This is a genomic window from Streptomyces silvisoli (genome assembly GCF_029269905.1).
Taxonomy (GTDB): domain Bacteria; phylum Actinomycetota; class Actinomycetes; order Streptomycetales; family Streptomycetaceae; genus Streptantibioticus_A; species Streptantibioticus_A silvisoli_A.
Map to the genome: position 1 here is coordinate 20,552 of NZ_JARJBC010000027.1, position 22,980 is coordinate 43,531.

The window sequence follows — 22,980 nt, forward strand, 5'->3', positions numbered from 1 at the left end:
GGGAGTTGCATGGGCGCGCGGGAAGTACGGGAACAACGGCACCGGCTCGCGCGCCAGGAGGCGGCGCGGCTCGGTGCCGAGGGCATTCACGCGGTCGCCCTCACCTGGGTGGACAACGCCGGGGTGACCAGGGTCAAGGCGGTGCCCACCAGCCGTCTCGCGCACGCCGTGCGGCACGGCGTCGGCATGTCACCGGTGTTCGACGTCTACACCTCCGACGACGCGATCGCCGCGGTGCCCGAACTCGGCCTCGGCAGCCCCGACGGCGACCTGCGGCTCATCCCCGACCTCGACCGCCTCACCACCCTTGCCGCGCAACCGGGTTGGGCCTGGGCCCCGGTCGACCGCCACGACCAGCAGGGCGACCCGCACCCGGGATGCGCGCGGCTGTTCGCCCGCCGCATGGTGGCCCGGGCCAAGGAGCGGGGGCTGGAAGCGCGCATGGGGTTCGAGACGGAGTGGATGGCCATGCGGCCCGGGGAGCCGCCCACCCCGTCCACCTCGGCGCCCGCCTACGGGATGACCCGGATCGTCGAACTGTCCGACTACGTGCGCGACATCGTTCAGGCGCTCGCCGCCGAGCACCTGGAACTGCTCCAGATCCACCCCGAGTACACCCCGGGCCAGTTCGAGATCTCCACCGCCAGCGCCGATCCGCTGCGCGCCGCCGACGAGTTGATCCTGGCCCGCGAGACGGTACGGGCCGTGACCCGGCAGCACGGGCTGCGCGCCTCGTTCGCGCCCACCGTCATCGCCGGACAGGTGGGCAACGGCTGCCATCTGCACCTGAGCCTGCGCCACGACGGCGAGGACCTCTTCCGCGGCGGCGCGGGCAGCCACGGGCTGGCCGGCGCCGCCGAGGCCTTCCTCGCCGGGGTACTGGACGCGCTCCCGGCACTGATGGCGATCGGCGCCCCCTCACCCGCCAGCTATCTGCGTCTGGTGCCCTCGCAATGGGCCGGCGCCTTCCAGTGCTGGGGGGTGGAGAACCGGGAGGCCGCGCTACGGCTGGTGCCCGGGCCGCCGGACGAGGCCGGCAGCGCCAACGCCGAGGTCAAGTGCTTTGACGCCGCGGCCAATCCGTACCTGGTGGTGGGCGCGGTCATCGCCGCCGGGCTGCACGGCATCGACGCGGGCCTGAAACTCCCCGACCCGGTACAGGGCGACCCGGCCACCACCGCGCCCGACACCCCCCGGCTGCCGCGCTCGCTGACCGAGGCGGCGGACCGCTTCGCGCAGTACGAGCCGCTGCGCAGCGCACTGGGCGAGTCGGCGCACGGCGCGGTGCTCGCGGTACGCCGGGCGGAGGCGCGGCAGTTCGCCGACGCCGACCCGGAGCAGATCGCCTCGGCCGTCCGCTGGCGCTACTGATGGCCGAACCGCCGTCGCTGCCACCACTGGTCGACCATCACTGCCACGGGGTGGTACGCCACGACCTCGGCCTCGGCTCGTTCGAGCCGTACCTCACCGAGGCGCAGGCGCCCGCCGCGCGCGGCACCACCTACTTCGACACCCAGACCGGGTTCGCGGTGCGCCGCTGGTGCCCGCCGCTGCTCGGGCTGGAACCGCACTGCCCACCCGCTTACTACCTGGCCCGCCGCCGCGAACTCGGCGCGTACGAGGCGACCCGGCTGCTGCTGCGCGGCACCGGCATCGGAACGTTCCTGGTGGACACCGGCCTGCCCGGGGACCTGACGGAACCGGCCGAACTCGCCGCGGCGGGAGGCGGATCCGCCCGGGAGGTCGTGCGTCTGGAGACCCTGGCCGAACAGGTCGCCGACACCTCCGGCACCGCCACCGCGTTCGTCGCCAACCTCGCCGAGGCGGTGCACACCGCGGCGCAGGCCGCCGTCGGTTTCAAGTCAATCGCCGCCTACCGGTACGGCCTGGCGCTGGCCCCCGACCCCCCGCGCCCCGCCGAGGTGCGCCGCGCCGCGCAGGAGTGGCTGGCCGCGCGTTCCACCGGCGGCCGGGTCAGCGACCCGGTACTGCTGCGGCACCTGCTGTGGACCGCGGTCGCCACCGGGCTGCCGCTGCAACTGCACACCGGATTCGGCGATCCGGACCTACGGCTCGACCAGGCCGACCCGACGCTGCTCACCGACTTCGTCAGGGCCGTGGACGGACTCGGTACGGATCTGGTGCTCCTGCACGGATATCCGTACCACCGGCAGGCCGCCTATCTGGCGAACGTGTTCCCGCATGTCCACGCCGACGTCGGGCTGTCCCTCACCCACACCGGGGCGCGGGCGGCGGCGGTGCTCGCCGAGACGCTGGAACTGGCGCCCTTCGGAAAGGTGTTGTTCTCCACCGACGCCTACGGGCTGCCGGAGCTGTACGTGGTCGGCGCCCGGCTCTTCACGGAGGCGCTCCAGCGGCTGCTCACCGGCTGGGTCGAGGAGGGCGCCTGGGCCGCGTCGGACGCGGCCCGCGTCGCCGTGATGATCGCGGCGGACAACGCCCGGCGGGTGTACCGGCTGCCGTGACCGTCGCCGGGCCCGGCGCACCGGAAGGGGCCTCGCCCCGAACACCGTGGAGCCTCAGACGGCGGCCGGAACGGCCGGGTCCTGCGCCGGGATCTCCGCCGCGCCCGCCTGGTAGGGGCGCTCGCGCAGCGACAGCGCCACCCGCAGCACCGCGATCCACACCAGGCACGAGCCGAGCATGTGGATGCCCACCACCAGCTCCGGCAGGTGCGTGAAGTACTGGACGTAGCCCACCACGCCCTGCGACATCAGCACCGCGAACAGCTCAACCACCCGCCGCCGGGCGGCGGGTGGGCCGCCCACCGCGCGCAACACGAACCACAGTGCGACGGTCAGGCCGATGACGACGTACACGAAGTCGACGTGCAGCTGGGTGATCTCCCGCCAGTCCACCGGGATCCGGTGCACGGTGTGCGCATCGCCCGCGTGCGGACCCGCGCCGGTGACCAGCGTGCCGACCACGATCAGCAGCCCGGCCGCGGTGACCAGCAGCCACGACAGCTGGCGCACCGGCCGCACCACCAGGTCGCGCACCGGTCCGTCGCCCTCCCGCGAGCGTTGCCACATCAGCAGGGCGACGGTCAGCAGCGCCGTCGCCGACAGGAAGTGCGCGCCCACGGTGTACGGGTTCAGACCGGTCAGCACGACGATGCCGCCGAGCACCGCGTTGCTCATCACCAGCCAGAACTGCGCCCACGCCAGCTTGGTAAGGCCGCGCCGCCAGGGGGTACGGGCGCGAGCGGCGATGATCGCCACGCCGACGACCACGCACAGCACGTCGGTCAGCATGCGGTTGCTGAACTCGATGATGCCGTGTAGGCCCATCGCCTTCGTCGGCGTCAGACTCTGCGGGGTGCAGGTCGGCCACGTCGAGCAGCCGAGACCGGAGTCCGTCAGCCGCACCGCGCCACCGGTGACCACGATGACCACGGCCATCACCACGGTGGCGAGCGCGGCCCGCTCCACGAACTTGGCGGAGGGCTGCCAGCGCTCGGCGATCAGCGCGAAGGGATTGAGCGATTTCGGCACCCGCCCATCGTAGGCGGGCGCTTGTGCATTCCTTCACGAGGGTCGGTTGGAACTACTCCCAGCGGAAGAAGCGTGCCGCCGCGCCCAGCCCGAGCACCGCCCACACGGCCAGGATCGCCAGGTCCGACCAGGGCGTTCCGGCCCCGTGTTGGAGCACCCCGCGCAGTCCGTCCGACAGCGCGGAGATCGGCAGCAGATCGAGCGCCGAGCGCACCCCGGCCGGGAACTTGTCGAGCGGCACGATCACGCCGCCGCCGACCAGCAGCAGCAGGAAGACCAGGTTGGCGGCGGCCAGTGTCGCCTCCGCCCTGAGCGTTCCGGCCATCAGCAGCCCGAGCCCGGAGAACCCCGCCGTGCCGAGCACCAGCAGCAGCACCACCGCCACCGGGTTGCCGTGCGGCGACCAGCCGAGCGCCAGCGCGATCACCGACAGCAGTACGACCTGGAGGACCTCGGTGACCAGCACGGAACCGGTCTTCGCGGTCATCAGCGCCCACCGCGGCAGCGGCGAGGCGCCGAGCCGCTTGAGCACCCCGTACCGTCGCTCGAAGCCGGTCGCGATGGCCTGGCCGGTGAAGGCGGTGGACATCACGGCGAGCGCCAGCAGGCCGGGGGCGAGGAAGTCGACCCGCTTGCCGGCACCGGTGTCGATGATCGGCACCGCGCTGAACAGCACCAGCAGCACGGTCGGGATCACGATGGTCAGCAGCAGCTGCTCGCCGTTGCGCAGCAGCATCCGCGTCTCCAGCGCGGTCTGCGCGCCGATCATGCGGGGCAGCGGCGCCGCGCCCGGGTCCGGGGCGAAGGTGCTCGGGGATGCGGCGGTCACGAGCGCAACTCCTTGCCGGTGAGTTCCAGGAAGACGTCCTCCAGCGTGCGGCGCTCGACCGCTATGCGGTCCGGCATCACGCCGTGCTGGGCGCACCAGGAGGTGACGGTGGCCAGCATCTGCGGGTCGACCCTGCCCTCCACCCGGTAGTTGCCGGGGGTGAGTTCGGCCGCGGCGCTGTCCGAGGGGAGTGCCTTGAGCAGCGAGAGCAGGTCGAGGCCGGGGCGCCCGGAGAACCGCAGGGTGTCCTCGGCGCCGCCCCGGCACAGCGCCTCCGGGGTGCCACGGGCGATCACCCTGCCGCCGTCCACGATCGCCACGTCGTCGGCGAGCTGCTCGGCCTCGTCCATGAAGTGCGTGGTCAGCACGGTGGTCACCCCGTCGGCGCGCAGCTCGCGGACCAGGTCCCAGGTGGCCCGCCGGGCCTGCGGGTCAAGACCCGCGGTCGGCTCGTCCAGGAAGACCAGTTCCGGTCGGCCTACCACGGCCATGGCGAGCGCCAGCCGCTGCTGCTGCCCGCCGGACAGCCGGCGGTACGGGGTACGGCCGCAGGAGCCGAGGCCGAGGCGTTCGATGAGCAGCGCCGGATCGATCGGGTTGGCGTGCAGCCTGGCGGTGTGCCGCAGCATCTCCTCGGCGCGCGCGCCCGGATAGACGCCGCCGGACTGGAGCATCACCCCGATGCGGGGACGCAGCCGCGCCGACTGGGTGACCGGGTCGAGTCCGAGGACCCGCACCGTGCCGGCGTCGGGGCGGCGGTATCCCTCGCAGGTCTCGATCGTGGTGGTCTTTCCGGCGCCGTTCGGTCCCAGTACGGCGGTGAGGGACCCCCGGGGGACGGACAGTTCGAGCCCGTCCACCGCGGTCTTGGCCCCGTACCGCTTCACCAGGCCGACGACCTCGACCGCGGGGGTGCTCTGCATGAGCCCGAGTTTAGGGAGCCGTCGGGCGGCGTCGGCACGGGGTCCGGGAAAGTCGCCGCGCGGGTTCGGCAAGTGAGGTTCGCCTTACGTGACGGACCTAACCGGCGCGGTGATCCATCCGCCGCTTGTCGTTGTGCGGGGAATTACGCAACAATGGCGTTGTGAAATACACGGGCAAGGTAGCGCACGAGAAGGCGACCGCCGCCGCGGCCGTCGCCTCTGTCGCGCCCGCGCCCGAAGGCAGTGAGGCCGAGGCCCACCGCGGCACCCGTAACCGGGTGGCCCGCTCCATCCTCGACCACGGGCCGTCCACCGCGGCCGACCTCGCCGAGCGGCTGGAGCTCACCCCGGCGGCGGTCCGCCGCCACCTGGACGCCCTGGTGGCCGAAGGCATCGTCGAGCCCCGGGAGCAGCGGGTCTACGGATCACGCTCCCGCGGTCGCCCGGCGAAGGTGTTCGCGCTCACCGACTGCGGCCGGGACGCGTTCTACCAGGCGTACGACCAGCTCGCCGCCGACGCGATGCGCTGGATCGCGCAGAGCGCGGGCGACGGGGAGGCCGGCGAGGCGGCGGTGGCCGCGTTCGCCAGGGCCCGCGCGGCGGGCCAGGCCGAGCGGTACCGCACCGAGGTGGAGGCCGCCGCCCCGGAGGACCGGGCCAGGGCGCTCGCCAAGGCGTTGACCGAGGACGGGTACGCTGCTACCACGCGCAGTGCGCACGCCTCCGCCGGTGAGCAGCTCTGCCAGCACCACTGCCCGGTGGCTCACACCGCCGAGAAGTTCCCGCAGCTGTGCGAGGCGGAGGCCGAGGTCTTCTCCCGCCTGCTCGGAACCCATGTGCAGCGTCTGGCCACCATCGCCCACGGCGACGGTGTGTGCACGACGTTCATTCCGAAAGCACCACAAACCAACACGTCCGACAGCGCACCTGCGTCCGCATCCGCATCTGCCAGGAAGTCCGGGAGGAACCCCGCATGACTGCTCCCACGGAGACCACTCACCCGGAGCTCGAAGGCCTGGGCACCTACGAGTACGGCTGGGCCGACTCCGACGTGGCGGGCGCCTCCGCCCGGCGCGGCCTTAGCGAAGCGGTCGTCCGCGACATCTCGGCGAAGAAGAACGAGCCGGAATGGATGCTGAAGCTGCGGCTCAAGGGTCTGAAGCTGTTCGAGAAGAAGCCCATGCCCACCTGGGGCTCGGACCTCTCGGGCATCGACTTCGACAACATCAAGTACTTCGTGCGCTCCACCGAGGCGCAGGCGGAGTCCTGGGAGGACCTGCCCGAGGACATCAAGAACACCTACGACAAGCTGGGCATCCCGGAGGCGGAGAAGCAGCGGCTGGTCGCGGGTGTCGCCGCCCAGTACGAGTCCGAGGTCGTCTACCACAAGATCCGTGAGGACCTTGAGGAGCAGGGCGTCATCTTCCTGGACACCGACACCGGCCTCAGGGAGCACCCGGAGCTGTTCAAGGAGTACTTCGGCACCGTCATCCCGGCCGGTGACAACAAGTTCGCCTCGCTGAACACCGCGGTGTGGTCCGGCGGCTCGTTCATCTACGTGCCGAAGGGCGTGCACGTGGAGATCCCGCTGCAGGCCTACTTCCGGATCAACACCGAGAACATGGGCCAGTTCGAGCGGACGCTGATCATCGTGGACGAGGACGCCTACGTCCACTACGTCGAGGGCTGCACCGCGCCGATCTACAAGTCCGACTCGCTGCACAGCGCGGTCGTGGAGATCATCGTCAAGAAGGGCGCCCGCTGCCGTTACACGACCATCCAGAACTGGTCGAACAACGTCTACAACCTGGTCACCAAGCGCGCCGTCGCCTACGAGGGCGCGACCATGGAGTGGGTGGACGGCAACATCGGCTCCAAGGTGACGATGAAGTACCCGGCCGTCTACCTGATGGGCGAGCACGCCAAGGGCGAGACGCTGTCCATCGCCTTCGCGGGCGCCGGCCAGCACCAGGACGCGGGCGCCAAGATGGTGCACATGGCGCCGAACACGTCGTCCAACATCGTCTCCAAGTCGGTGGCGCGCGGCGGCGGCCGTACCTCGTACCGCGGCCTGATCGAGATCGGCGAGGGCGCCAACGGCGCCAAGTCCAACGTGCTGTGCGACGCGCTGCTGGTGGACACCATCTCGCGGTCCGACACCTACCCGTACGTGGACGTCCGCGAGGACGACGTGTCGATGGGCCACGAGGCGACCGTCTCCAAGGTCAGCGAGGACCAGCTGTTCTACCTGATGAGCCGCGGCCTGAGCGAGACCGAGGCCATGGCGATGATCGTCCGGGGCTTCGTCGAGCCCATCGCGCGCGAGCTGCCGATGGAGTACGCGCTTGAGCTCAACCGGCTGATCGAGCTGCAGATGGAGGGCGCGGTCGGCTGACCCCCGCCCGACCGCAGCGACGACTTCCTTACCAAGAGAAAGTTCTACGACAGCCATGGCTGAAACGATCCCGGCCGGTAGCACCACCGACGGTGCGATCCAGGTTGGCCAGCCCGCCGACGCGCGGGTCAGCGCCGCCCCGTCCTACGACGTGGCCGACTTCCCCGTGCCGCACGGCCGCGAGGAGGAATGGCGCTTCACCCCGCTGGAGCGGCTGCGCGGCCTGCACGACGGCACCGCCGAGGCCACCGGTGGCCTGCGGGTCGAGGTGACCGCCCCCGAGGGCGTCACCGTCGAGACCGTGGACCGCACGGATCCGCGGCTCGGCAAGGCGGGCAAGCCGGTCGACCGGGTGGCCGCCCAGGCGTACAGCTCCTTCGAGAAGGCCTCGGTCGTCTCGATCGCCAAGGACGCCGTGCTGACCGAGCCGGTCCGCATCTCGGTGCACGGCGAGGGCGGTGTCGCCTACGGCCACCAGGTGGTCGAGGTCGGCGCGTTCGCCGAGGCCGTGGTGGTCATCGACCACACCGGCGACGCCACGCTGGCCGCCAACGTCGAGTACCTCATCGGCGACGGCGCCAAGCTCACCGTCGTCTCGGTGCAGGACTGGGACCGCCAGGCCGTGCACGTCGCCCAGCACACCGCGCTGGTCGGCCGGGACGCCAGCTTCAAGTCGGTGATCGTCACCTTCGGCGGCGACGTGGTACGGCTGCACCCGCGCGTCGTCTACGGCGCCCCGGGCGGTGAGGCCGAGCTGTACGGCCTGTACTTCACCGACAACGGCCAGCACCAGGAGCACCGCCTCTTCATCGACCACGACACCCCGCACTGCCGCTCCAACGTGGCCTACAAGGGCGCGCTGCAGGGCAAGGACGCGCACGCGGTGTGGATCGGCGACGTGCTGATCCGCGCGGTCGCGGTGGGCACCGACACCTACGAGCTGAACCGGAACCTCGTCCTCACCGACGGGGCCCGGGTGGACTCGGTCCCCAACCTGGAGATCGAGACCGGCGAGATCGTCGGCGCCGGGCACGCCTCGGCGACCGGCCGGTTCGACGACGAGCAGCTGTTCTACCTGATGGCCCGCGGCATCCCGCACGACGAGGCGCGCCGTCTGGTGGTCCGCGGCTTCTTCGCCGAGCTGGTCCAGCACATCGGCCTGCCCGACATCGAGGAGCGGCTGCTGGCCAAGATCGAGCAGGAGCTGGAGGCGTCCGTCGCATGACCGCCGCCAATGGCTTCGTCCGCGTCTGCGCGCTGAGCGAGCTCGAAGACGACACGCCCAAGCGTGTCGAGGTCGGCGACACCCCGGTCTCCATCGTGCGTACTGAGGGCGAGGTGTTCGCGATCAACGACGTCTGCTCGCACGCCAACGTCTCGCTGTCCGAGGGCGAGGTGGAGGACTGCCAGATCGAGTGCTGGCTGCACGGCTCCAGCTTCGACCTGCGCACCGGAAAGCCGTCCGGGCTGCCCGCAACCCGGCCCGTCCCCGTATACCCCGTCAAGATCGAAGGGGACGACGTGCTCGTCTCCGTCACCCAGGAGTCCTGAGGCACCCATGGCAACGCTTGAGATCCACGACCTGCACGTCTCCGTCGAGGCCGAGAACGGCCCCCGCGAGATCCTGCGCGGTGTCGACCTGACCGTGAAGCAGGGCGAGACGCACGCCATCATGGGCCCCAACGGCTCGGGCAAGTCCACCCTGGCGTACTCGCTGGCCGGGCACCCCAAGTACCAGGTCACCGGCGGCACCGTGACCCTCGACGGCGAGGACGTCCTGGCGATGTCCGTCGACGAGCGGGCGCGGGCCGGTGTCTTCCTGGCCATGCAGTACCCGGTCGAGGTCCCGGGTGTCTCGGTCTCCAACTTCCTGCGCACCTCGGCCACCGCCGTGCGCGGCGAGGCACCGAAGCTGCGCACCTGGGTGAAGGAGGTCAAGGAGGCCATGGAGGCGCTCCAGATCGACCCGTCCTTCGCCGAGCGCAACGTCAACGAGGGCTTCTCCGGCGGTGAGAAGAAGCGGCACGAGATCCTCCAGCTCGAACTGCTCAAGCCGAAGGTCGCGATCCTGGACGAGACCGACTCCGGTCTGGACGTCGACGCGCTGCGCGTGGTCTCCGAGGGCGTCAACCGGGTGCGTGAGTCCGGCCAGGTCGGCACCCTGCTGATCACCCACTACACGCGCATCCTGCGCTACATCAAGCCGGACCATGTTCACGTCTTCGCCAAGGGCCGGATCGTCGAGTCCGGCGGCGCCGAACTCGCGGACAAGCTGGAGAACGAGGGCTACGAGGCATACGTGAAGGGCGGCGCATCAGAGTGATTTCACTGCCGGGCCTCCTCGACACCGAGGCGATCCGCAAGGACTTCCCCATCCTGGATCGCACGGTCCACGACGGTAGGAAGATCGTGTACCTGGACAACGCGGCGACCTCGCAGAAGCCGCGCCAGGTGCTGGACGTCTTGAACGGGTACTACGAGCGCCAGAACTCCAATGTCCACCGCGGCGTGCACGTACTCGCCGAGGAGGCCACGGCCGCCTACGAGGGCGCCCGCGACAAGGTGGCCGGGTTCGTCAACGCCCCCAGCCGGGACGAGGTGATCTTCACCAAGAACGCCTCGGAGTCGCTCAACCTCGTTGCCAACATGCTGGGTTGGGCCGACGAGCCGTACCGGGTGGACCGCGGTACGGAGATCGTCATCACGGAGATGGAGCACCACTCCAACATCGTTCCGTGGCAGCTGCTGTCGCAGCGCACGGGTGCGAAGCTGAAGTGGTTCGGCCTCACCGACGACGGCCGCCTCGACCTGTCCAACATCGACCAGGTCATCACCGAGAAGACCAAGGTCGTCTCGTTCGTGCTGGTCTCCAACATCCTGGGCACCATCAACCCGGTGGAGGAGATCGTCCGCCGGGCCCAGGAGGTCGGCGCACTGGTGGTGATAGACGCCTCGCAGGCCGCGCCGCACATGCCGCTGGACGTGCAGGCGCTGCAGGCCGACTTCGTGGCCTTCACCGGCCACAAGATGTGCGGCCCGACCGGCATCGGGGTGCTGTGGGGCCGCCAGGAGCTGCTGGAGGACCTGCCGCCCTTCCTCGGCGGCGGCGAGATGATCGAGACCGTCTCGATGCACTCGTCCACCTACGCTCCGGCGCCGCACAAGTTCGAGGCCGGTACGCCGCCGATCGCCCAGGCGATCGGTCTGGGCGCGGCTGTGGACTACCTCAACGGCATCGGCATGGAGAACATCCAGGCCCATGAGCACGCCATCACCGAGTACGCGGTGCGGCGTCTGCTGGAGGTGCCCGACCTGCGCATCATCGGCCCCACCACGGCCGAGGACCGCGGCGCGGCGATCTCGTTCACGCTCGGTGACATCCACCCGCACGATGTCGGCCAGGTGCTGGACGAGCAGGGCATCGCGGTGCGCGTCGGACACCACTGCGCACGGCCGGTCTGCCTGCGCTACGGAATTCCTGCGACCACGCGGGCGTCGTTCTATCTGTACTCCACCCCGGCCGAGGTCGATGCCCTGGTCGACGGGTTGGAGCAGGTCCGGAACTTCTTCGGCTGACGAGAGTGCTGACGCTGTGAAGCTTGATTCGATGTACCAGGACGTGATCCTGGACCACTACAAGCACCCGCAAGGGCGGGGCCTGCGGGACGGCGACGCGGAGGTTCACCATGTCAATCCGACCTGCGGCGACGAGATCACGCTGCGCGTGAAGCTCGACGGCGAGCGGATCGCGGACGTGTCGTACGAGGGCCAGGGCTGTTCGATCAGTCAGGCCAGCGCCTCCGTGCTGCACGAACTGCTGGTAGGCAAGGAACTGTCCGAGGCGCGCAGGGTCCAGGAGCTGTTCCTGGAGCTGATGCAGTCCAAGGGCCAGATCGAGCCGGACGACGCGATGGAGGAGGTGCTGGAGGACGCGGTGGCGTTCGCCGGCGTCTCCAAGTACCCGGCACGTGTGAAGTGTGCTCTGCTGGGTTGGATGGCGTGGAAGGACGCGACCGCACAGGCACTGTCCGGCGACGGTGCGAAGGAGACGGCATGAGCGAGAACGAGACCACCACGACCAAGCCCGCCACCGAGGAGGAGATCCGCGAGGCGCTCTACGACGTGGTGGACCCCGAGCTGGGCATCGACGTGGTCAACCTCGGCCTGGTCTACGGCATCCACGTCGACGACTCCAACGTCGCGACCCTGGACATGACCCTGACCTCGGCGGCCTGCCCGCTGACCGATGTCATCGAGGACCAGGCCCGGTCGGCGACCGACGGCATCGTCAACGACCTGAAGATCAACTGGGTCTGGATGCCGCCGTGGGGCCCCGACAAGATCACCGACGAAGGCCGGGAGCAGCTCCGGGCGCTAGGCTTCAACGTCTGAGTGCCTTAAGGCCCGCAGGAACGGCCCTCGCGCATGGCGCGGGGGCCGTTTCGCATGCGTTCACCCTCCGTTTATGGACGCTTGTACACAACGATGCGTACTCTCGTACGCATGGGATACGCAACGTTGGCCGGCGCCATCTGCGCCGAGGTGCTCGGGACCACGTCGATGAAGTTCAGCCACGGCTTCACCCGGCTGTGGCCCTCGCTGGGCACACTGGTCGGATACCTGATCGCCTTCGTACTGCTGGCGCAGACGTTGAAGACCATGCAGGTCGGAACGGCATACGCGATCTGGGCCGGGGTAGGGACAGCCGCGGTGGCCGTCATCGGGATGGCCTTCCTCGGCGAGACCGCGAACCTCGCCAAGCTGGTGGGAGTCGTACTGGTGATAGCGGGGGTCGTCGTGCTCAATCTGGGTGGGGCGCACTGAGATGGCCCGGCGGTACGACCCCGAGCGCCGGCAGCGGATCATTGACGCGGCGATCCAGGTGGTGGGCGAACGCGGCATCGCGGGGCTCAGCCACCGCGCGGTGGCCGCGGTGGCCGACGTACCGCTCGGGTCGACCACGTACCACTTCGCCACCCTGGACGAGCTGCTGGTCGCGGCGCTGCGCCAGATCAACACCGCGCTGTTCGAGGACTTCGGGCGGCGGGTGGAGCGGATCGCCCCGGACGCGGACCTGGCAGCCGAACTGGCCGATCTGGTCGGCGAGTTGCTGACCGACCAGCGGGACCGCAGCGTCCTTGAGTACGACGTCTATCTGACCGCCCTGCGCCGCGCCCCGGTCCGGCCGATCGCCGCGGAGAGCGTGGACGGCATGGTCGACGTCCTCACCCCCCGCACCGGCCGGGCCACCGCGCAGGCGCTGGTCGCGCTGATCGACGGGATCTCGCTCCAGATCCTGCTCACCGGCCGCGCCTACGACCGGGAACAGGCCCGGGCGATGATCGCCCGGCTCCTCGGCTGACCCACACCACCGCGGCTTCGCGGAACGGATCTTCCGGCATCCGGGCCGGTTGGGCATCGCCCACGGCCAGCGACTAGCGTTCGGTGCATGACTGAAACGACTGCCACGACGCCCTCCCGCGCCACCGGCGCCGCCGCGGCCGGGCTCGCCACCATCGCCGCCGACGGAACCATCCTCGACACCTGGTTCCCGGCCCCCGAACTCGTCGCGGAGCCCGGTCCGGCCGGGACCGAGCGGCTGTCCGCCGAGCGCGCCGCCGAGCTGCTGGGCGAGACCGCCCCCAACGCCCTCGGGTCCGACCCGCGGCGCGGCGTCGAGGTCATCGCGGTCCGTACGGTCATCGCCTCGCTGGACGACAAGCCGCTGGACACGCACGACGTCTACCTGCGACTGCACCTGCTGAGCCACCGGCTGGTCCGCCCCAACGGGCAGAGCCTGGACGGCATCTTCGGTCTGCTGGCCAACGTCGCCTGGACCTCCCTCGGCCCGGTGCCGGTGGACAACATCGAGCGCGCCCGGCTCGCCGCCCGCGCCGAGGGCCAGCACCTGTCGGTCTACGGGGTCGACAAGTTCCCGCGGATGACCGACTACGTGGCGCCGTCCGGTGTGCGGATCGCCGACGCCGACCGGGTGCGGCTCGGCGCCCACCTCGCGGCGGGCACCACCGTGATGCACGAGGGCTTCTGCAACTTCAACGCGGGCACCCTGGGCACCTCCATGGTCGAGGGCCGGATCAGCCAGGGCGTGGTGGTCGGCGACGGCTCCGACATCGGCGGCGGCGCCTCGATCATGGGCACCCTCTCCGGCGGCGGCAAGCAGATCGTCTCGATCGGCAAGCGCTGCCTGCTCGGCGCCGAGGCGGGCCTGGGTATCGCGCTCGGCGACGACTGCGTGGTCGAGGCGGGCCTCTACGTCACCGCGGGCACCCGGGTCACCCTGCCGGACGGCCAGGTGGTCAAGGCGCTGGAACTGTCCGGCGCGGACAACCTGCTGTTCCGCCGCAACTCCATGACCGGCACGGTCGAGGCGCTGCCGCGCACCGGCTCGTGGGGTGGCCTGAACGCGGTGCTGCACAGCCACAACTGACGCCCGTTCGGCGGAAGTTCGGCCGGGTGCGGGCGGTCCCCACGACACCGCCCGCACCCCGGGGGCGGCACCCCCCGACGGCATCGGGCCCCCTCCCGCGGTCAACTCCTGTCCCCGTTGTGTGTACGCGTTCCGTAAGAACCGCCTCGCGTACCGTAATGTGCGTTCCGGTTCGGGTAACACGGGACCGGAAGGAGTGAATCGGGCGGCGGCCCGCGCTGTGCGTCTAGGCTGGAGGCGAGCGCTCGCGCGCCTCCCCGATCCCGGTCCCGGTGCCGATCCTGATCTCGTACGAGGAGAACACCCCCCATGGCTGCTGACAGCCGCGACATGCCGCCGGTGCGGCTGCTTCCCGACGCAGAACTCGCGCGGCTCGCGCTCGCCGCGCCGCTGTTCCAACGGGCGGTGCGGCTCGCCCGCTGGGCCGCGCCACAGGTGCGCATCGACGCGGCAGCGGAGCTGGTCCCCGAGGAACTGGCCCGTGGCGTGGCCGAGTTGGGCCTCGGCGATGAGGCGGAGGGCGACGCGGAGACCGCCGACGCCTGGGCGTTCGCCGTGGACACCGGCCTGGTGGAGGTGGACCTGGCCGATGACGCGGACCCCTCCTCGCAGGCCGGGCAGGGCGGTACCGCGGTGCCCGGCAAGGCACTGGAGATGCTGAACCGCGGCGGGCCGCGGGACGTGCTGGAGCTGTGGCGGACCGGCCTTGACGCGGTGCTCGCCGAGTCCGCGGCGCCCGACCTGCCCGAGCTGTACGGCGACCTCGACGGGGAGGGCGCCCCGCCGGAGCCGGCGTGGGACCCCGAGGAGGAGGCGGAGTTCCTGGACGGGGCGCTCGCCAACCTCTATCTCCTGTCCGCCTTGGAGGCGTTCGAGGCCACCTCCAACGGCGACGGTCCCGCCGCCAGGCCGGTGCCGCTGCCGGTGCTGGCCGCCTCGATGGTGGTGCCGGACGACATGGAGGTGCCGACCGACGCCGTGCTGGAGGAGGTGTCGGAGGCGATGATGCGCCTTGACGACCACTTCCGGCTGCTCGCCCCGACCGGAGTGGTCGACTACCACCCGGTGGACGAACGGCTGATCTCCGACGAGCCCGAAGGCCCGGAAACGGTGGAGGAGTTGCCCAAGGAGCTGGGCGAGGAGGAGGTCTCCCGGTACGGCATGGTCCGGCTGACCCCGCTCGGCGTCCTGGGCGTACGCGACCGGCTGGCCGACGCCGGGGTACGCGCCCCCGCCCTGGGCGACCTCGCCGGGCAGGACGCGGCCGTGCTGCTGGACGCCCTGGTGGGCTACCCCGAGGCGGCGGCCAATGCGGAGGGCGAGCAGTGGCTGGCGGCCCGCCCGCCGGTGGACGCGGCGCGGGAGCTGCTGGCCGCCGCGCGCGGTCGCGACCAGGGCGCGCCCGCCCGGCGGCTGGTCTGCCAGCAGACGCTCAGCCGGTTGGGCGTCGAGGCCGAACCGGCGCTGCGTGAGGTGCTGGACGACCGGGAGCTGGGCGGCCTCGCCCGGGTGTGGCTGGTGGAGCGGGCGGCCGACGATGTGCCGTCACCCGACGAGGAGATGGTCTTCTGGCTCACCATCGACACCATCGCCGCGCAGCTGGACGTCGATGACGACCCCGAGCTGCTGCGCGACCTGGTGACCGACCTGGTGGCACGGCACGACGGCTTCTTCGACGCCGCCTGGCGGGTGGACCATCCGGCGACCGCCGAGGTGCTGGAGGCGATGGGACGCCTGCACCCGGACCGCAAGACCGCGAAGGAGGCCCGCAAGGCGGCCTTCAAGGCGCGCTCCACGGGTCGCTGACGCTCTCTCGGGGGTCTGGTCGGGCCCCGGTGGTACGGTCCGGTCTCCGCCGTGGGGTCGCGAGCCGTCGCGGCCGGTTCTGCTGGGGGAAGGCTTTGAGACTCCCGGCGCCCCCAGCGCCCCGGCCAGGTCCCCCAGCGCCGCGACGTGTCGGCCTCAGTGCTGCCGCATCGGCGGATCCGTGCAGAAGCGGCCGCCCAGAAGGGTTCGGTCCGGATCGTCCGGTGCGGTTTCACCCCGCGCGGCGATGAGTTGGGCCGCGTACGGCTCCGAGTCGTCCCGCGGCTCGTAGCCGAGCGCTCGGGCGGGTGACAGGTCCCACCGCAGACGGGTGTTGGCGGAGCTGCCGTAGACCACGGTGTGTCCCACGTGCTCGGCGGTCAGCGCCGCGTGGAACAGCCGGGCGGCGTCCGCCGGGCTCAGCCAGATGGACAGCATGCGCACCGTGGTCGGCTCCGGGAAGCAGGAGCCGATGCGTACCGAGACGGTTTCGATGCCGTGCCGGTCCCAGTACAAGGAGGCCAGGTCCTCGCCGAACGCCTTGGAAAGCCCGTAGTAGGTGTCCGGGCGGTGCGGGGTGTCGACCGGGATCAGCGGTTCGCCGCCGACCGGCAGCGGGGTGAAGCCGACCGCGTGGTTGCTGGAGGCGAAGACGATCCGGCGGACGCCTTCGGCGCGTGCGGCCTCGTAGAGGTTGTACGTGCCCTCGATGTTGGCGCGCAGGATCTGCTCGAACGGCGCCTCCAGTGAGATCCCGGCGAGGTGCAGCACCGCGTCCACCCCGCGCACCGCCTCGCGCAGTGCGCCCCGGTCGGCCAGGTCGGCGGTGATGGCGTCCGGTTCGTCGGGGATCGGCACCAGGTCCAACAGCCGCAGCGCATAGCCGTACCGCGGCAGCAGCCCGCGCATCAGGGTGCCCATGCCGCCCGCGGCACCGGTGAGCAGGAGCGTACGGGGAGTTGGCATCGGCGGATCTCCTCGCTTCGGTCTGGTTTCTGCCGGGTTCTGCCGTGGGCCACGGATGGCATGTGCATTGACCTGCCTCGGCTGGCTACCCTAGCGTGGCGTCGTTCACACATGCGTACACGAATCAGAATGCAGAACGATGGGGGTGTTCCGATGACCGCGGCACCGCTGGCCGAGCGTCTCGACGGACTGCTGTTCTTCCCCGTGACCGCCTACCGCCCCACCGGTGAGCTGAACCTGGACGCCTATCGCGACCATGTGCGCGCCGGCGTCGAGGCGGGCGCCGGCGCGGTCTTCGCCTGTTGCGGCACCGGAGAGTTCCATGCGCTGACCCCCGAGGAGTTCCACGACTGCGTGGCCGCCGCGGTCGAGGTGGCCGCGGGCCGGGTACCGGTGGTCGCGGGCACCGGATACGGCACCGCGCTCGCCCTGCGGTACGCGGCGCTCGCCGAACGCGCGGGCGCCGACGGGCTGCTGGCCATGCCCCCGTACCTCGTGGCACCCGACCAGCAGGGGCTGTTGCGGCACTACACCGCGCTGGCCGCCGGGAGCGGCCTTGACCTGATCGTGTACCAGCGCGACAACGCGGTCTTCACCCCGGCCACCGTCGTGGAACTCGCCAAGGTGCCCAACATCATCGGCCTCAAGGACGGCCTGGGCGACCTCGACCTCATGCAGCGCATCGTCAGCTCGGTGCGCACCGAGCTTCCCGGCCGCGACTTCCGGTACTTCAACGGACTGCCCACCGCGGAACTCACCGGCCTCGCCTACCGGGGCATCGGCATCACGCTGTACTCCTCCGCCGTCTTCTGCTTCGCCCCCGAGATCGCCCTCGCCTTCCACCACGCGCTCACCACGGGCGACGACACCACGGTCAACCGGCTGCTGGACGGCTTCTACCAGCCACTGGTGGAACTGCGCGGCCAGGGCAAGGGATACGCGGTGTCGCTGGTCAAGGCGGGGGTACGGCTACGCGGTGGGCAGGTCGGCACGGTACGGCCGCCGTTGACCGAGCCGTCGGCGACGCACATCGAGGAGTTGCGGCAACTCCTGGGCCGCGGGCTGGAGTTGGTGGGCGGCGGCGACCGGTGAGCCGCCCCCGGACGTCGGTGTTCCTCTATCCGTGGGACGTGCTGGGTGACCCGGACGCCCCGCACCGGATCGCCGAACTCGGCGTCCAGCAGGTCACGTTGGCCGCGGCCTACCACTCCACCCGCGCCCTCACCCCGCGCCATCCCCGGCACCGCGTCATCACCGCCCGGCACTCGGCGGTGCTCTACCCGCCGTCCGCCGGGCACTGGGCGGGGCACCGGTTGCGGCCGCGCCCGCAGGCGTGGTTACCGTCGGCCGACCCCTGGCGCGAGGCGGCCGAGGCGCTGTCCGCCGCGGGCCTCGACGTGCACAGCTGGGTGGTGCTGGCGCACAACTCCCTGCTGGGTCAGGAGCATCCGGACGTCCAGGTGCGCAACGCCTACGGCGACGGCTACCCGTGGGCGCTGTGCGTGGCCCGGCCCGAGGTGCTGCGGTACGCCGTCGCGCTGGCGGCGGAGGCGGGGGCCCGGCCCGGCGCTGCCGGGACCGAGCTGGAATCCTGCGGCTGGTACGGCCTGGCGCATCTGCACGCCCATGACAAGATCGCCGGTGTGCCGCTGGGGGGCGCGGCGGGCTATCTGATGTCGCTGTGCTTCTGCGACACGTGCCGCGCGGGGTACGCGGGGCTCGGCGCGGACCCCCATGAGCTGCGGCGGGCGGTGCGGGCGGGTCTCGGTCCGGTGTGGGCGGGGGAGCGCGGCCCGGGTCCGGACGACCGGCCCGGGGAGTGGGCCGAGGTGGAGCGGCTGCTGGGGGCGGATGCCGCCGCCCTGACGCTGCGCTGGCGCCGCGAGGTGGCGAGCGGGTTCCAGCGGGCGGTGGTGGCGGCGGTGCGCGCGGCCGCCGGAGCCGCCGGTTTCCAGGTGCTGCTGCACGCCGATCCGGCGCCACACCGCTGCGGTGCGAACGTCGGGGTCGACCCGGTGGACGTCCTGGCACACGCCGACGGCGTGGTGCTGCCGTGCACCGGGGGAGCGGCGGAGCGGGAGGCGGTGCTGGGACCCTTCGGCGGGCGGTGGCTCGTTGACGGGCGCACCCCCGGCGGGCGGCGCGCGGTGATCGCCGCCAACCTCACCATCGTCTCCGGAATGGGCGGCAGCCCCCACACCCTGGCCGCCGACGCGGCGCACGCGGTGGAGCTGGGCGCCACCGAGCTTCGGCTCTACCACGCCGGACTGGCCTGCGACGCGGACCTGGCCGCGGTACGGAAGGCACTTGCCGTCGGCTGACCGCTTCTGGCATGCCCCTGCCGCCCGTGCGACATGGGCGCTGCCGCGACCCCGGTTGGTGGGCGCTCCAGGGCCTTATTCCTGCTCGACCTGGTTCCAACAGACCTACCCTCACGCCTCCGACCAGCCGTTTTCCCACTGATACTGGAACGCATGGATCACCACGCCGAGCTGAGCGAGTTCCTGCGCTCCCGCCGCGCCCGTCTCACCCCGCAGGAGGCGGGGGTGCCGACCGACGGCGGCCCGCGCCGCGTGCCGGGGCTGCGGCGCGAGGAACTGGCCCGGCTCGCCGGGGTGAGCGCCGACTACTACACGCGGCTGGAGCAGGGGCGCACCTCCAACTGCTCCGACGCGGTGCTGGACGCGGTCGCCCGGGCGCTGCGGCTGAGCGACACCGAGCGGGTCTACCTCTTCGAGCTGGCCCGCCCCAAGCGCACCCGCCGTCGCCCGGTGGTCCGCCCGCAGCGGGTACGCCCCGGGCTGCACCGGATGCTGGAGACCCTGGACGGGCATGCTCCGGCGTTCGTCCTCGGCCGCCAGATGGACGTACTGGCAGCCAACCGGCTGGCCCGTGCACTGATCACGGACTTCGACGCGCTGCCGCAGCGGCAGCGGAACATGGCCCGGCACATGTTCCTGGACGAGTCCGCGCGGGAGCTGTACGTCGACTGGGAGATCTGCGCGGCCGAGACCGTGGGCGCCCTGCGGCTGCTCGCCGCACGCCACCCCGACGACCCCCGGCTGACCGACCTGGTCGGTGAACTGAGCATCAAGAGTTCGCAGTTCCGCACCTGGTGGGCCGACCACAACGTGCGGGAACGCACCCACGGCACCAAGCGCTACCACCATCCGGTCGTCGGCGACCTCACCGTCGCCTACGAGACCGTGACCTTCCCCGGGGACGCCGACCAGACGATGTGCGTGTACACCGTCGAACCCGGCTCTCCCTCGGAAACCGCCCTGCGGCTGCTCGCCAACTGGACGACGGGCAACACACCGCAGGCCACACCATCCACGGCATCCGCCACCCAAGGAGAACCCTCCCGATGACGACCACCGTCACCGCCTACGCCGCCCCCGCCGCCAAGGCGCCGCTGGAGCGCACCACGATCCCGCGCCGTGCGGTGGGCGAGCATGACGTCCTGATCGAGATCAAGTACGCCGGCATCTGCCACTCCGACATCCACCAGGCCCGCGACGAGTGGGGCGGCGCCGCCTTCCCGATGGTGCCCGGCCATGAGATCGCCGGAATCGTCGCCGAGGTCGGCTCCGGTGTCACCAAGTACGCCGTGGGCGACCGGGTCGGCGTCGGCTGCATGGTCGACTCGTGCCGCGAGTGCGACAACTGCCGTGCCGGAGAGGAGCAGTACTGCACCGACGGCGGCATGGTCGGCACGTACAACGCGACCGGCCGGGACGGCGAGCCGACCTACGGCGGCTACAGCACCCACATCGTGGTCGACGAGGCGTACGTACTCGGCATCCCCGACGGCATCGAGCTGGACGCTGCCGCCCCGCTGCTGTGCGCGGGCATCACCGTCTACTCGCCGCTGCGGCACTGGAACGCCGGTCCCGGCAAGAAGGTCGCCGTCGTCGGCATGGGCGGCCTCGGCCACATGGCAGTCAAGATCGCGCACGCGATGGGCGCCGAGGTCACCGTGCTCAGCCAGTCGCTGCGCAAGAAGGACGACGGCCTGAAGCTGGGCGCCGACCACTTCCACGCCACCAGCGACCCCGCCACCTTCCTGGAGCTGGCCGGCAGCTTCGACCTGATCGTCAACACCGTCTCGGCCAACCTCGATGTGGACGCCTTCCTGGGGCTGCTGAACCTGGACGGCGCCATGGTGAACGTCGGTGCCCCGGAGAACCCCAGCTCGTTCAATGTCTTCTCGCTGCTCGCCATGCGGCGCACGCTCGCCGGTTCGATGATCGGCGGCATCAGGCAGACCCAGGAGATGCTGGACTTCTGCGCGCAGCACGGGCTGGGCGCGGAGATCGAGCTGATCGACGCCGACCAGATCAACGAGGCGTACGAGCGGGTGTTGGCCAGCGACGTCCGCTACCGGTTCGTGATCGACATCGCCTCGCTACGCGACTGAGGACACCTAACGTCCGCTGGGGGCAAGCCCGTTGGGGCTTGCCCCCAGCGCGCTACGGCTGCCGTACGCAGCGGACGGTGAGTGTCACCATCGGCAGGTCGAACTCGCCGGAGGCGGTCTCCGGGCGGGATGCCAGATAGCCGCGGATCCGGCCGAGCAGGGCCTCGCGCTCGTCGGCGGGGATGACCAGGGTGTGCGAGTGGGTGCCGATGGTGGCGGTCAGGGAGTCGGCGGTGCGCCGCTGGGCGTGCGGGAACTCCGCCAGTTCCCATGCGCCGAACGCCGGATGCGCGGGCAGCCGCCGCTGGTCGTACCGCCGGGTGCCGGGCGCCTCACCGCGAGCCACCTCCTGTAGCCCCTCGATCCACTCCACCCGGTCGTCGTCGCGGTTCCAGAGCGCGGCCAGCACCCCGCCGGGGCGCAGCACCCGGCCGATCTCCGGCAGCGCCCGGTCGTGGTCGAACCAGTGGAACGCCTGTCCGACCAGTACCGCGTCGAACGAAGCGTCCGGCATCGGTATGGCCTCCGCCGAGCCCTCCCGCGCGTCCACCCGCGGCATCCGGCGCCGCAGCTCCGCGAGCATCCCGGCGTCCGGCTCCACCGCCGTCACCTGGAAGCCGCAGCGGAGCAGCACCTCGGTCAACTTGCCGGTACCGGCGCCGAGATCGAGCACCCTCGAAGTAGAGGGGTCGGTCACCGGCTCGACCGCCCAACGCGCCGCGGCCACCGGATAGTCCGGCCGGTGCTCCGCGTAGGCGCCGGCGTGCCCCCCGAACGAACTGGCCCGCCGGGCGCGCAGGTTCTGGTTGTGAACGTCTTCAGTCATGGCACGACTCTAGGATCGACGGCCGGTGCCGTCCGCTCGGTCACAGCCGTCGCGTGGCCAGCGTCAGGCGGTCACGGGCGTCGAACAGGGCGTCCTTGATCATCTGCTCGTGGGCCGGGGTGAGCCGGGCCACCGGTACCGAGCAGCTGATCGCGTCGCGGGCGGGTGTGCGGTAGGGGATCGCCACGCCGAAGCAGCGCAGACCCAGGGTGTTCTCCTCACGGTCCACCGCGTAGCCCTGCTCGCGGATCGTGCGCAGTTCCTCGATCAGCCGCTCGCGGTCGGTGATGGTGTGCTCGGTCAGCGGGTCCAGGGTCTCCGGCAGCATCTTGCGCACCTGCTCGTCGGTGTACGTGGCGAGCAGTGCCTTGCCCAACGACGTGCTGTGCGCGGGCAGTCGGCGGCCCACCCGGGTGAACGGCCGCAGATAGTGCTGGGACTGACGGGTCGCCAGGTACACGACGTTGGTGCCGTCGAGCCGGGCGAGGTGGATGGTCTCGGTGGTGTCGTCGGAGAGTCGGTCGAGGGTGGGGCGGGCGGCGGCCACCACCTCGTCGCCGTCGATGTAGGAGGTGCCGACCAGCAGCGCGCGCACCCCGATGCCGTAGCGGGTGCCGGTGGCGTCCGTCTCGATCCAGCCGAGGTCCACCAGGGTGCGCAGCAGCATGTAGAGGCTGGACTTGGGGTACCCGACGGCTTCCTGCACGGCGGCGAGGCTGTGCATACCGGGGCGCCCCGCGAAGAACTCCAGCAGCTCCACCGTGCGGACCGCCGACTTGACCTGGGACCCGCCGCCCTCGCCCGTAGTCATGATCCGAACCCCTCTTGTCCGAGTGGGGCGCCGCCAGTACG

Annotated in this window: 24 protein-coding genes; 18 read left to right on the forward strand and 6 right to left on the reverse strand. The window is 71.2% G+C overall.

Annotated features, from left to right (window positions below; genetic code table 11):
- Positions 1–9 precede the first annotated feature (9 nt).
- Positions 10–1,371 (forward strand): glutamine synthetase family protein, encoded by a 1,362-nt coding sequence (locus tag P3G67_RS30695; protein WP_276096412.1) that lies wholly within the window; start codon positions 10–12, stop codon positions 1,369–1,371.
- Positions 1,371–2,486: an amidohydrolase family protein gene (locus tag P3G67_RS30700; protein WP_276096413.1), complete on the forward strand. Its 1,116-nt coding sequence runs from the start codon at positions 1,371–1,373 to the stop codon at positions 2,484–2,486. Before P3G67_RS30695 ends, P3G67_RS30700 begins: the two co-directional genes overlap by 1 nt.
- A 54-nt stretch (positions 2,487–2,540) precedes the next feature.
- On the opposite strand, the gene P3G67_RS30705 is transcribed toward P3G67_RS30700, so the two are convergent.
- From P3G67_RS30705 to P3G67_RS30715, 3 genes are read right to left on the reverse strand one after another with little or no spacing between them, the layout of a single operon-like run.
- A complete protein-coding gene (locus P3G67_RS30705; protein ID WP_276096414.1) occupies positions 2,541–3,515 on the reverse strand; it encodes a COX15/CtaA family protein in 975 nt (324 codons plus the stop codon).
- A gap of 52 nt (positions 3,516–3,567) precedes the next feature.
- Positions 3,568–4,284, reverse strand: coding sequence for an ABC transporter permease (locus tag P3G67_RS30710; protein WP_276096488.1), 717 nt, complete (start codon positions 4,282–4,284; stop codon positions 3,568–3,570).
- Positions 4,285–4,340: 56 nt separating this feature from the next.
- Positions 4,341–5,267: an ABC transporter ATP-binding protein gene (locus P3G67_RS30715; protein WP_276096415.1), complete on the reverse strand. Its 927-nt coding sequence runs from the start codon at positions 5,265–5,267 to the stop codon at positions 4,341–4,343.
- 161 nt (positions 5,268–5,428) lie between these two features.
- Between P3G67_RS30715 and P3G67_RS30720 the strand changes: the two genes are divergently transcribed.
- The 12 genes from P3G67_RS30720 (at position 5,429) to P3G67_RS30775 (ending at position 15,916) form a co-directional block, all read left to right on the forward strand.
- The gene (locus P3G67_RS30720) at positions 5,429–6,244 is read left to right on the forward strand and encodes a helix-turn-helix transcriptional regulator (RefSeq protein WP_276096416.1); all 816 of its coding nucleotides are present in this window, start codon (positions 5,429–5,431) and stop codon (positions 6,242–6,244) included.
- Complete coding sequence (sufB, locus tag P3G67_RS30725) at positions 6,241–7,662, forward strand: Fe-S cluster assembly protein SufB (protein ID WP_269854473.1); 1,422 nt, start codon at positions 6,241–6,243, stop codon at positions 7,660–7,662. Before P3G67_RS30720 ends, sufB begins: the two co-directional genes overlap by 4 nt.
- Positions 7,663–7,717: 55 nt before the next feature.
- On the forward strand, positions 7,718–8,887 hold the full coding sequence (sufD, locus tag P3G67_RS30730) for a Fe-S cluster assembly protein SufD (protein ID WP_269854474.1): 1,170 nt from the start codon (positions 7,718–7,720) through the stop codon (positions 8,885–8,887).
- Entirely contained in the window at positions 8,884–9,213 is a 330-nt protein-coding gene (locus P3G67_RS30735; RefSeq protein WP_269854475.1) for a non-heme iron oxygenase ferredoxin subunit, read from the forward strand. Before sufD ends, P3G67_RS30735 begins: the two co-directional genes overlap by 4 nt.
- Before the next feature lie 7 nt (positions 9,214–9,220).
- Complete coding sequence (sufC, locus tag P3G67_RS30740; protein ID WP_269854476.1) at positions 9,221–9,985, forward strand: Fe-S cluster assembly ATPase SufC; 765 nt, start codon at positions 9,221–9,223, stop codon at positions 9,983–9,985.
- Complete coding sequence (locus P3G67_RS30745) at positions 9,982–11,238, forward strand: cysteine desulfurase (RefSeq protein ID WP_269854477.1); 1,257 nt, start codon at positions 9,982–9,984, stop codon at positions 11,236–11,238. Before sufC ends, P3G67_RS30745 begins: the two co-directional genes overlap by 4 nt.
- 16 nt (positions 11,239–11,254) lie before the next feature.
- Positions 11,255–11,719, forward strand: a complete 465-nt coding sequence (gene sufU / locus P3G67_RS30750) for a Fe-S cluster assembly sulfur transfer protein SufU (RefSeq protein ID WP_276096417.1) — start codon at positions 11,255–11,257, stop codon at positions 11,717–11,719.
- A complete protein-coding gene (locus P3G67_RS30755) occupies positions 11,716–12,054 on the forward strand; it encodes a metal-sulfur cluster assembly factor (protein WP_269854479.1) in 339 nt (112 codons plus the stop codon). The genes sufU and P3G67_RS30755 overlap by 4 nt, the downstream gene beginning before the upstream one ends.
- Positions 12,055–12,165: 111 nt before the next feature.
- Complete coding sequence (locus P3G67_RS30760; protein ID WP_449343265.1) at positions 12,166–12,486, forward strand: DMT family transporter; 321 nt, start codon at positions 12,166–12,168, stop codon at positions 12,484–12,486.
- 1 nt (position 12,487) lies between these two features.
- The gene (locus tag P3G67_RS30765; RefSeq protein ID WP_276096489.1) at positions 12,488–13,024 is read left to right on the forward strand and encodes a TetR/AcrR family transcriptional regulator; all 537 of its coding nucleotides are present in this window, start codon (positions 12,488–12,490) and stop codon (positions 13,022–13,024) included.
- Positions 13,025–13,111: 87 nt separating this feature from the next.
- Positions 13,112–14,110: a 2,3,4,5-tetrahydropyridine-2,6-dicarboxylate N-succinyltransferase gene (gene dapD, locus P3G67_RS30770; protein WP_276096419.1), complete on the forward strand. Its 999-nt coding sequence runs from the start codon at positions 13,112–13,114 to the stop codon at positions 14,108–14,110.
- Between the two features lie 309 nt (positions 14,111–14,419).
- Positions 14,420–15,916, forward strand: a complete 1,497-nt coding sequence (locus P3G67_RS30775) for a hypothetical protein (RefSeq protein ID WP_276096420.1) — start codon at positions 14,420–14,422, stop codon at positions 15,914–15,916.
- A gap of 156 nt (positions 15,917–16,072) precedes the next feature.
- Here P3G67_RS30775 and P3G67_RS30780 read toward each other — a convergent pair whose 3' ends face one another.
- A complete protein-coding gene (locus tag P3G67_RS30780; RefSeq protein ID WP_276096421.1) occupies positions 16,073–16,882 on the reverse strand; it encodes an NAD-dependent epimerase/dehydratase family protein in 810 nt (269 codons plus the stop codon).
- 153 nt (positions 16,883–17,035) lie between these two features.
- On the opposite strand from P3G67_RS30780, the gene P3G67_RS30785 reads away from it, so the two are divergent.
- The 4 genes from P3G67_RS30785 (at position 17,036) to P3G67_RS30800 (ending at position 21,302) form a co-directional block, all read left to right on the forward strand.
- On the forward strand, positions 17,036–17,974 hold the full coding sequence (locus P3G67_RS30785) for a 5-dehydro-4-deoxyglucarate dehydratase (protein WP_276096422.1): 939 nt from the start codon (positions 17,036–17,038) through the stop codon (positions 17,972–17,974).
- Positions 17,971–19,203 carry a hypothetical protein gene (locus P3G67_RS30790; RefSeq protein WP_276096423.1) on the forward strand — a complete coding sequence of 411 codons (1,233 nt, stop codon included), beginning with the start codon at positions 17,971–17,973 and terminating at the stop codon, positions 19,201–19,203. The genes P3G67_RS30785 and P3G67_RS30790 overlap by 4 nt, the downstream gene beginning before the upstream one ends.
- 153 nt (positions 19,204–19,356) lie before the next feature.
- Positions 19,357–20,253: a helix-turn-helix transcriptional regulator gene (locus tag P3G67_RS30795; RefSeq protein ID WP_276096424.1), complete on the forward strand. Its 897-nt coding sequence runs from the start codon at positions 19,357–19,359 to the stop codon at positions 20,251–20,253.
- Complete coding sequence (locus tag P3G67_RS30800; RefSeq protein ID WP_276096425.1) at positions 20,250–21,302, forward strand: NAD(P)-dependent alcohol dehydrogenase; 1,053 nt, start codon at positions 20,250–20,252, stop codon at positions 21,300–21,302. Before P3G67_RS30795 ends, P3G67_RS30800 begins: the two co-directional genes overlap by 4 nt.
- Positions 21,303–21,354: 52 nt before the next feature.
- On the opposite strand, the gene P3G67_RS30805 is transcribed toward P3G67_RS30800, so the two are convergent.
- On the reverse strand, positions 21,355–22,128 hold the full coding sequence (locus P3G67_RS30805) for a class I SAM-dependent methyltransferase (RefSeq protein ID WP_276096426.1): 774 nt from the start codon (positions 22,126–22,128) through the stop codon (positions 21,355–21,357).
- Between the two features lie 40 nt (positions 22,129–22,168).
- A complete protein-coding gene (locus P3G67_RS30810) occupies positions 22,169–22,939 on the reverse strand; it encodes an IclR family transcriptional regulator (RefSeq protein ID WP_276096427.1) in 771 nt (256 codons plus the stop codon).
- Positions 22,940–22,980 lie beyond the last annotated feature (41 nt).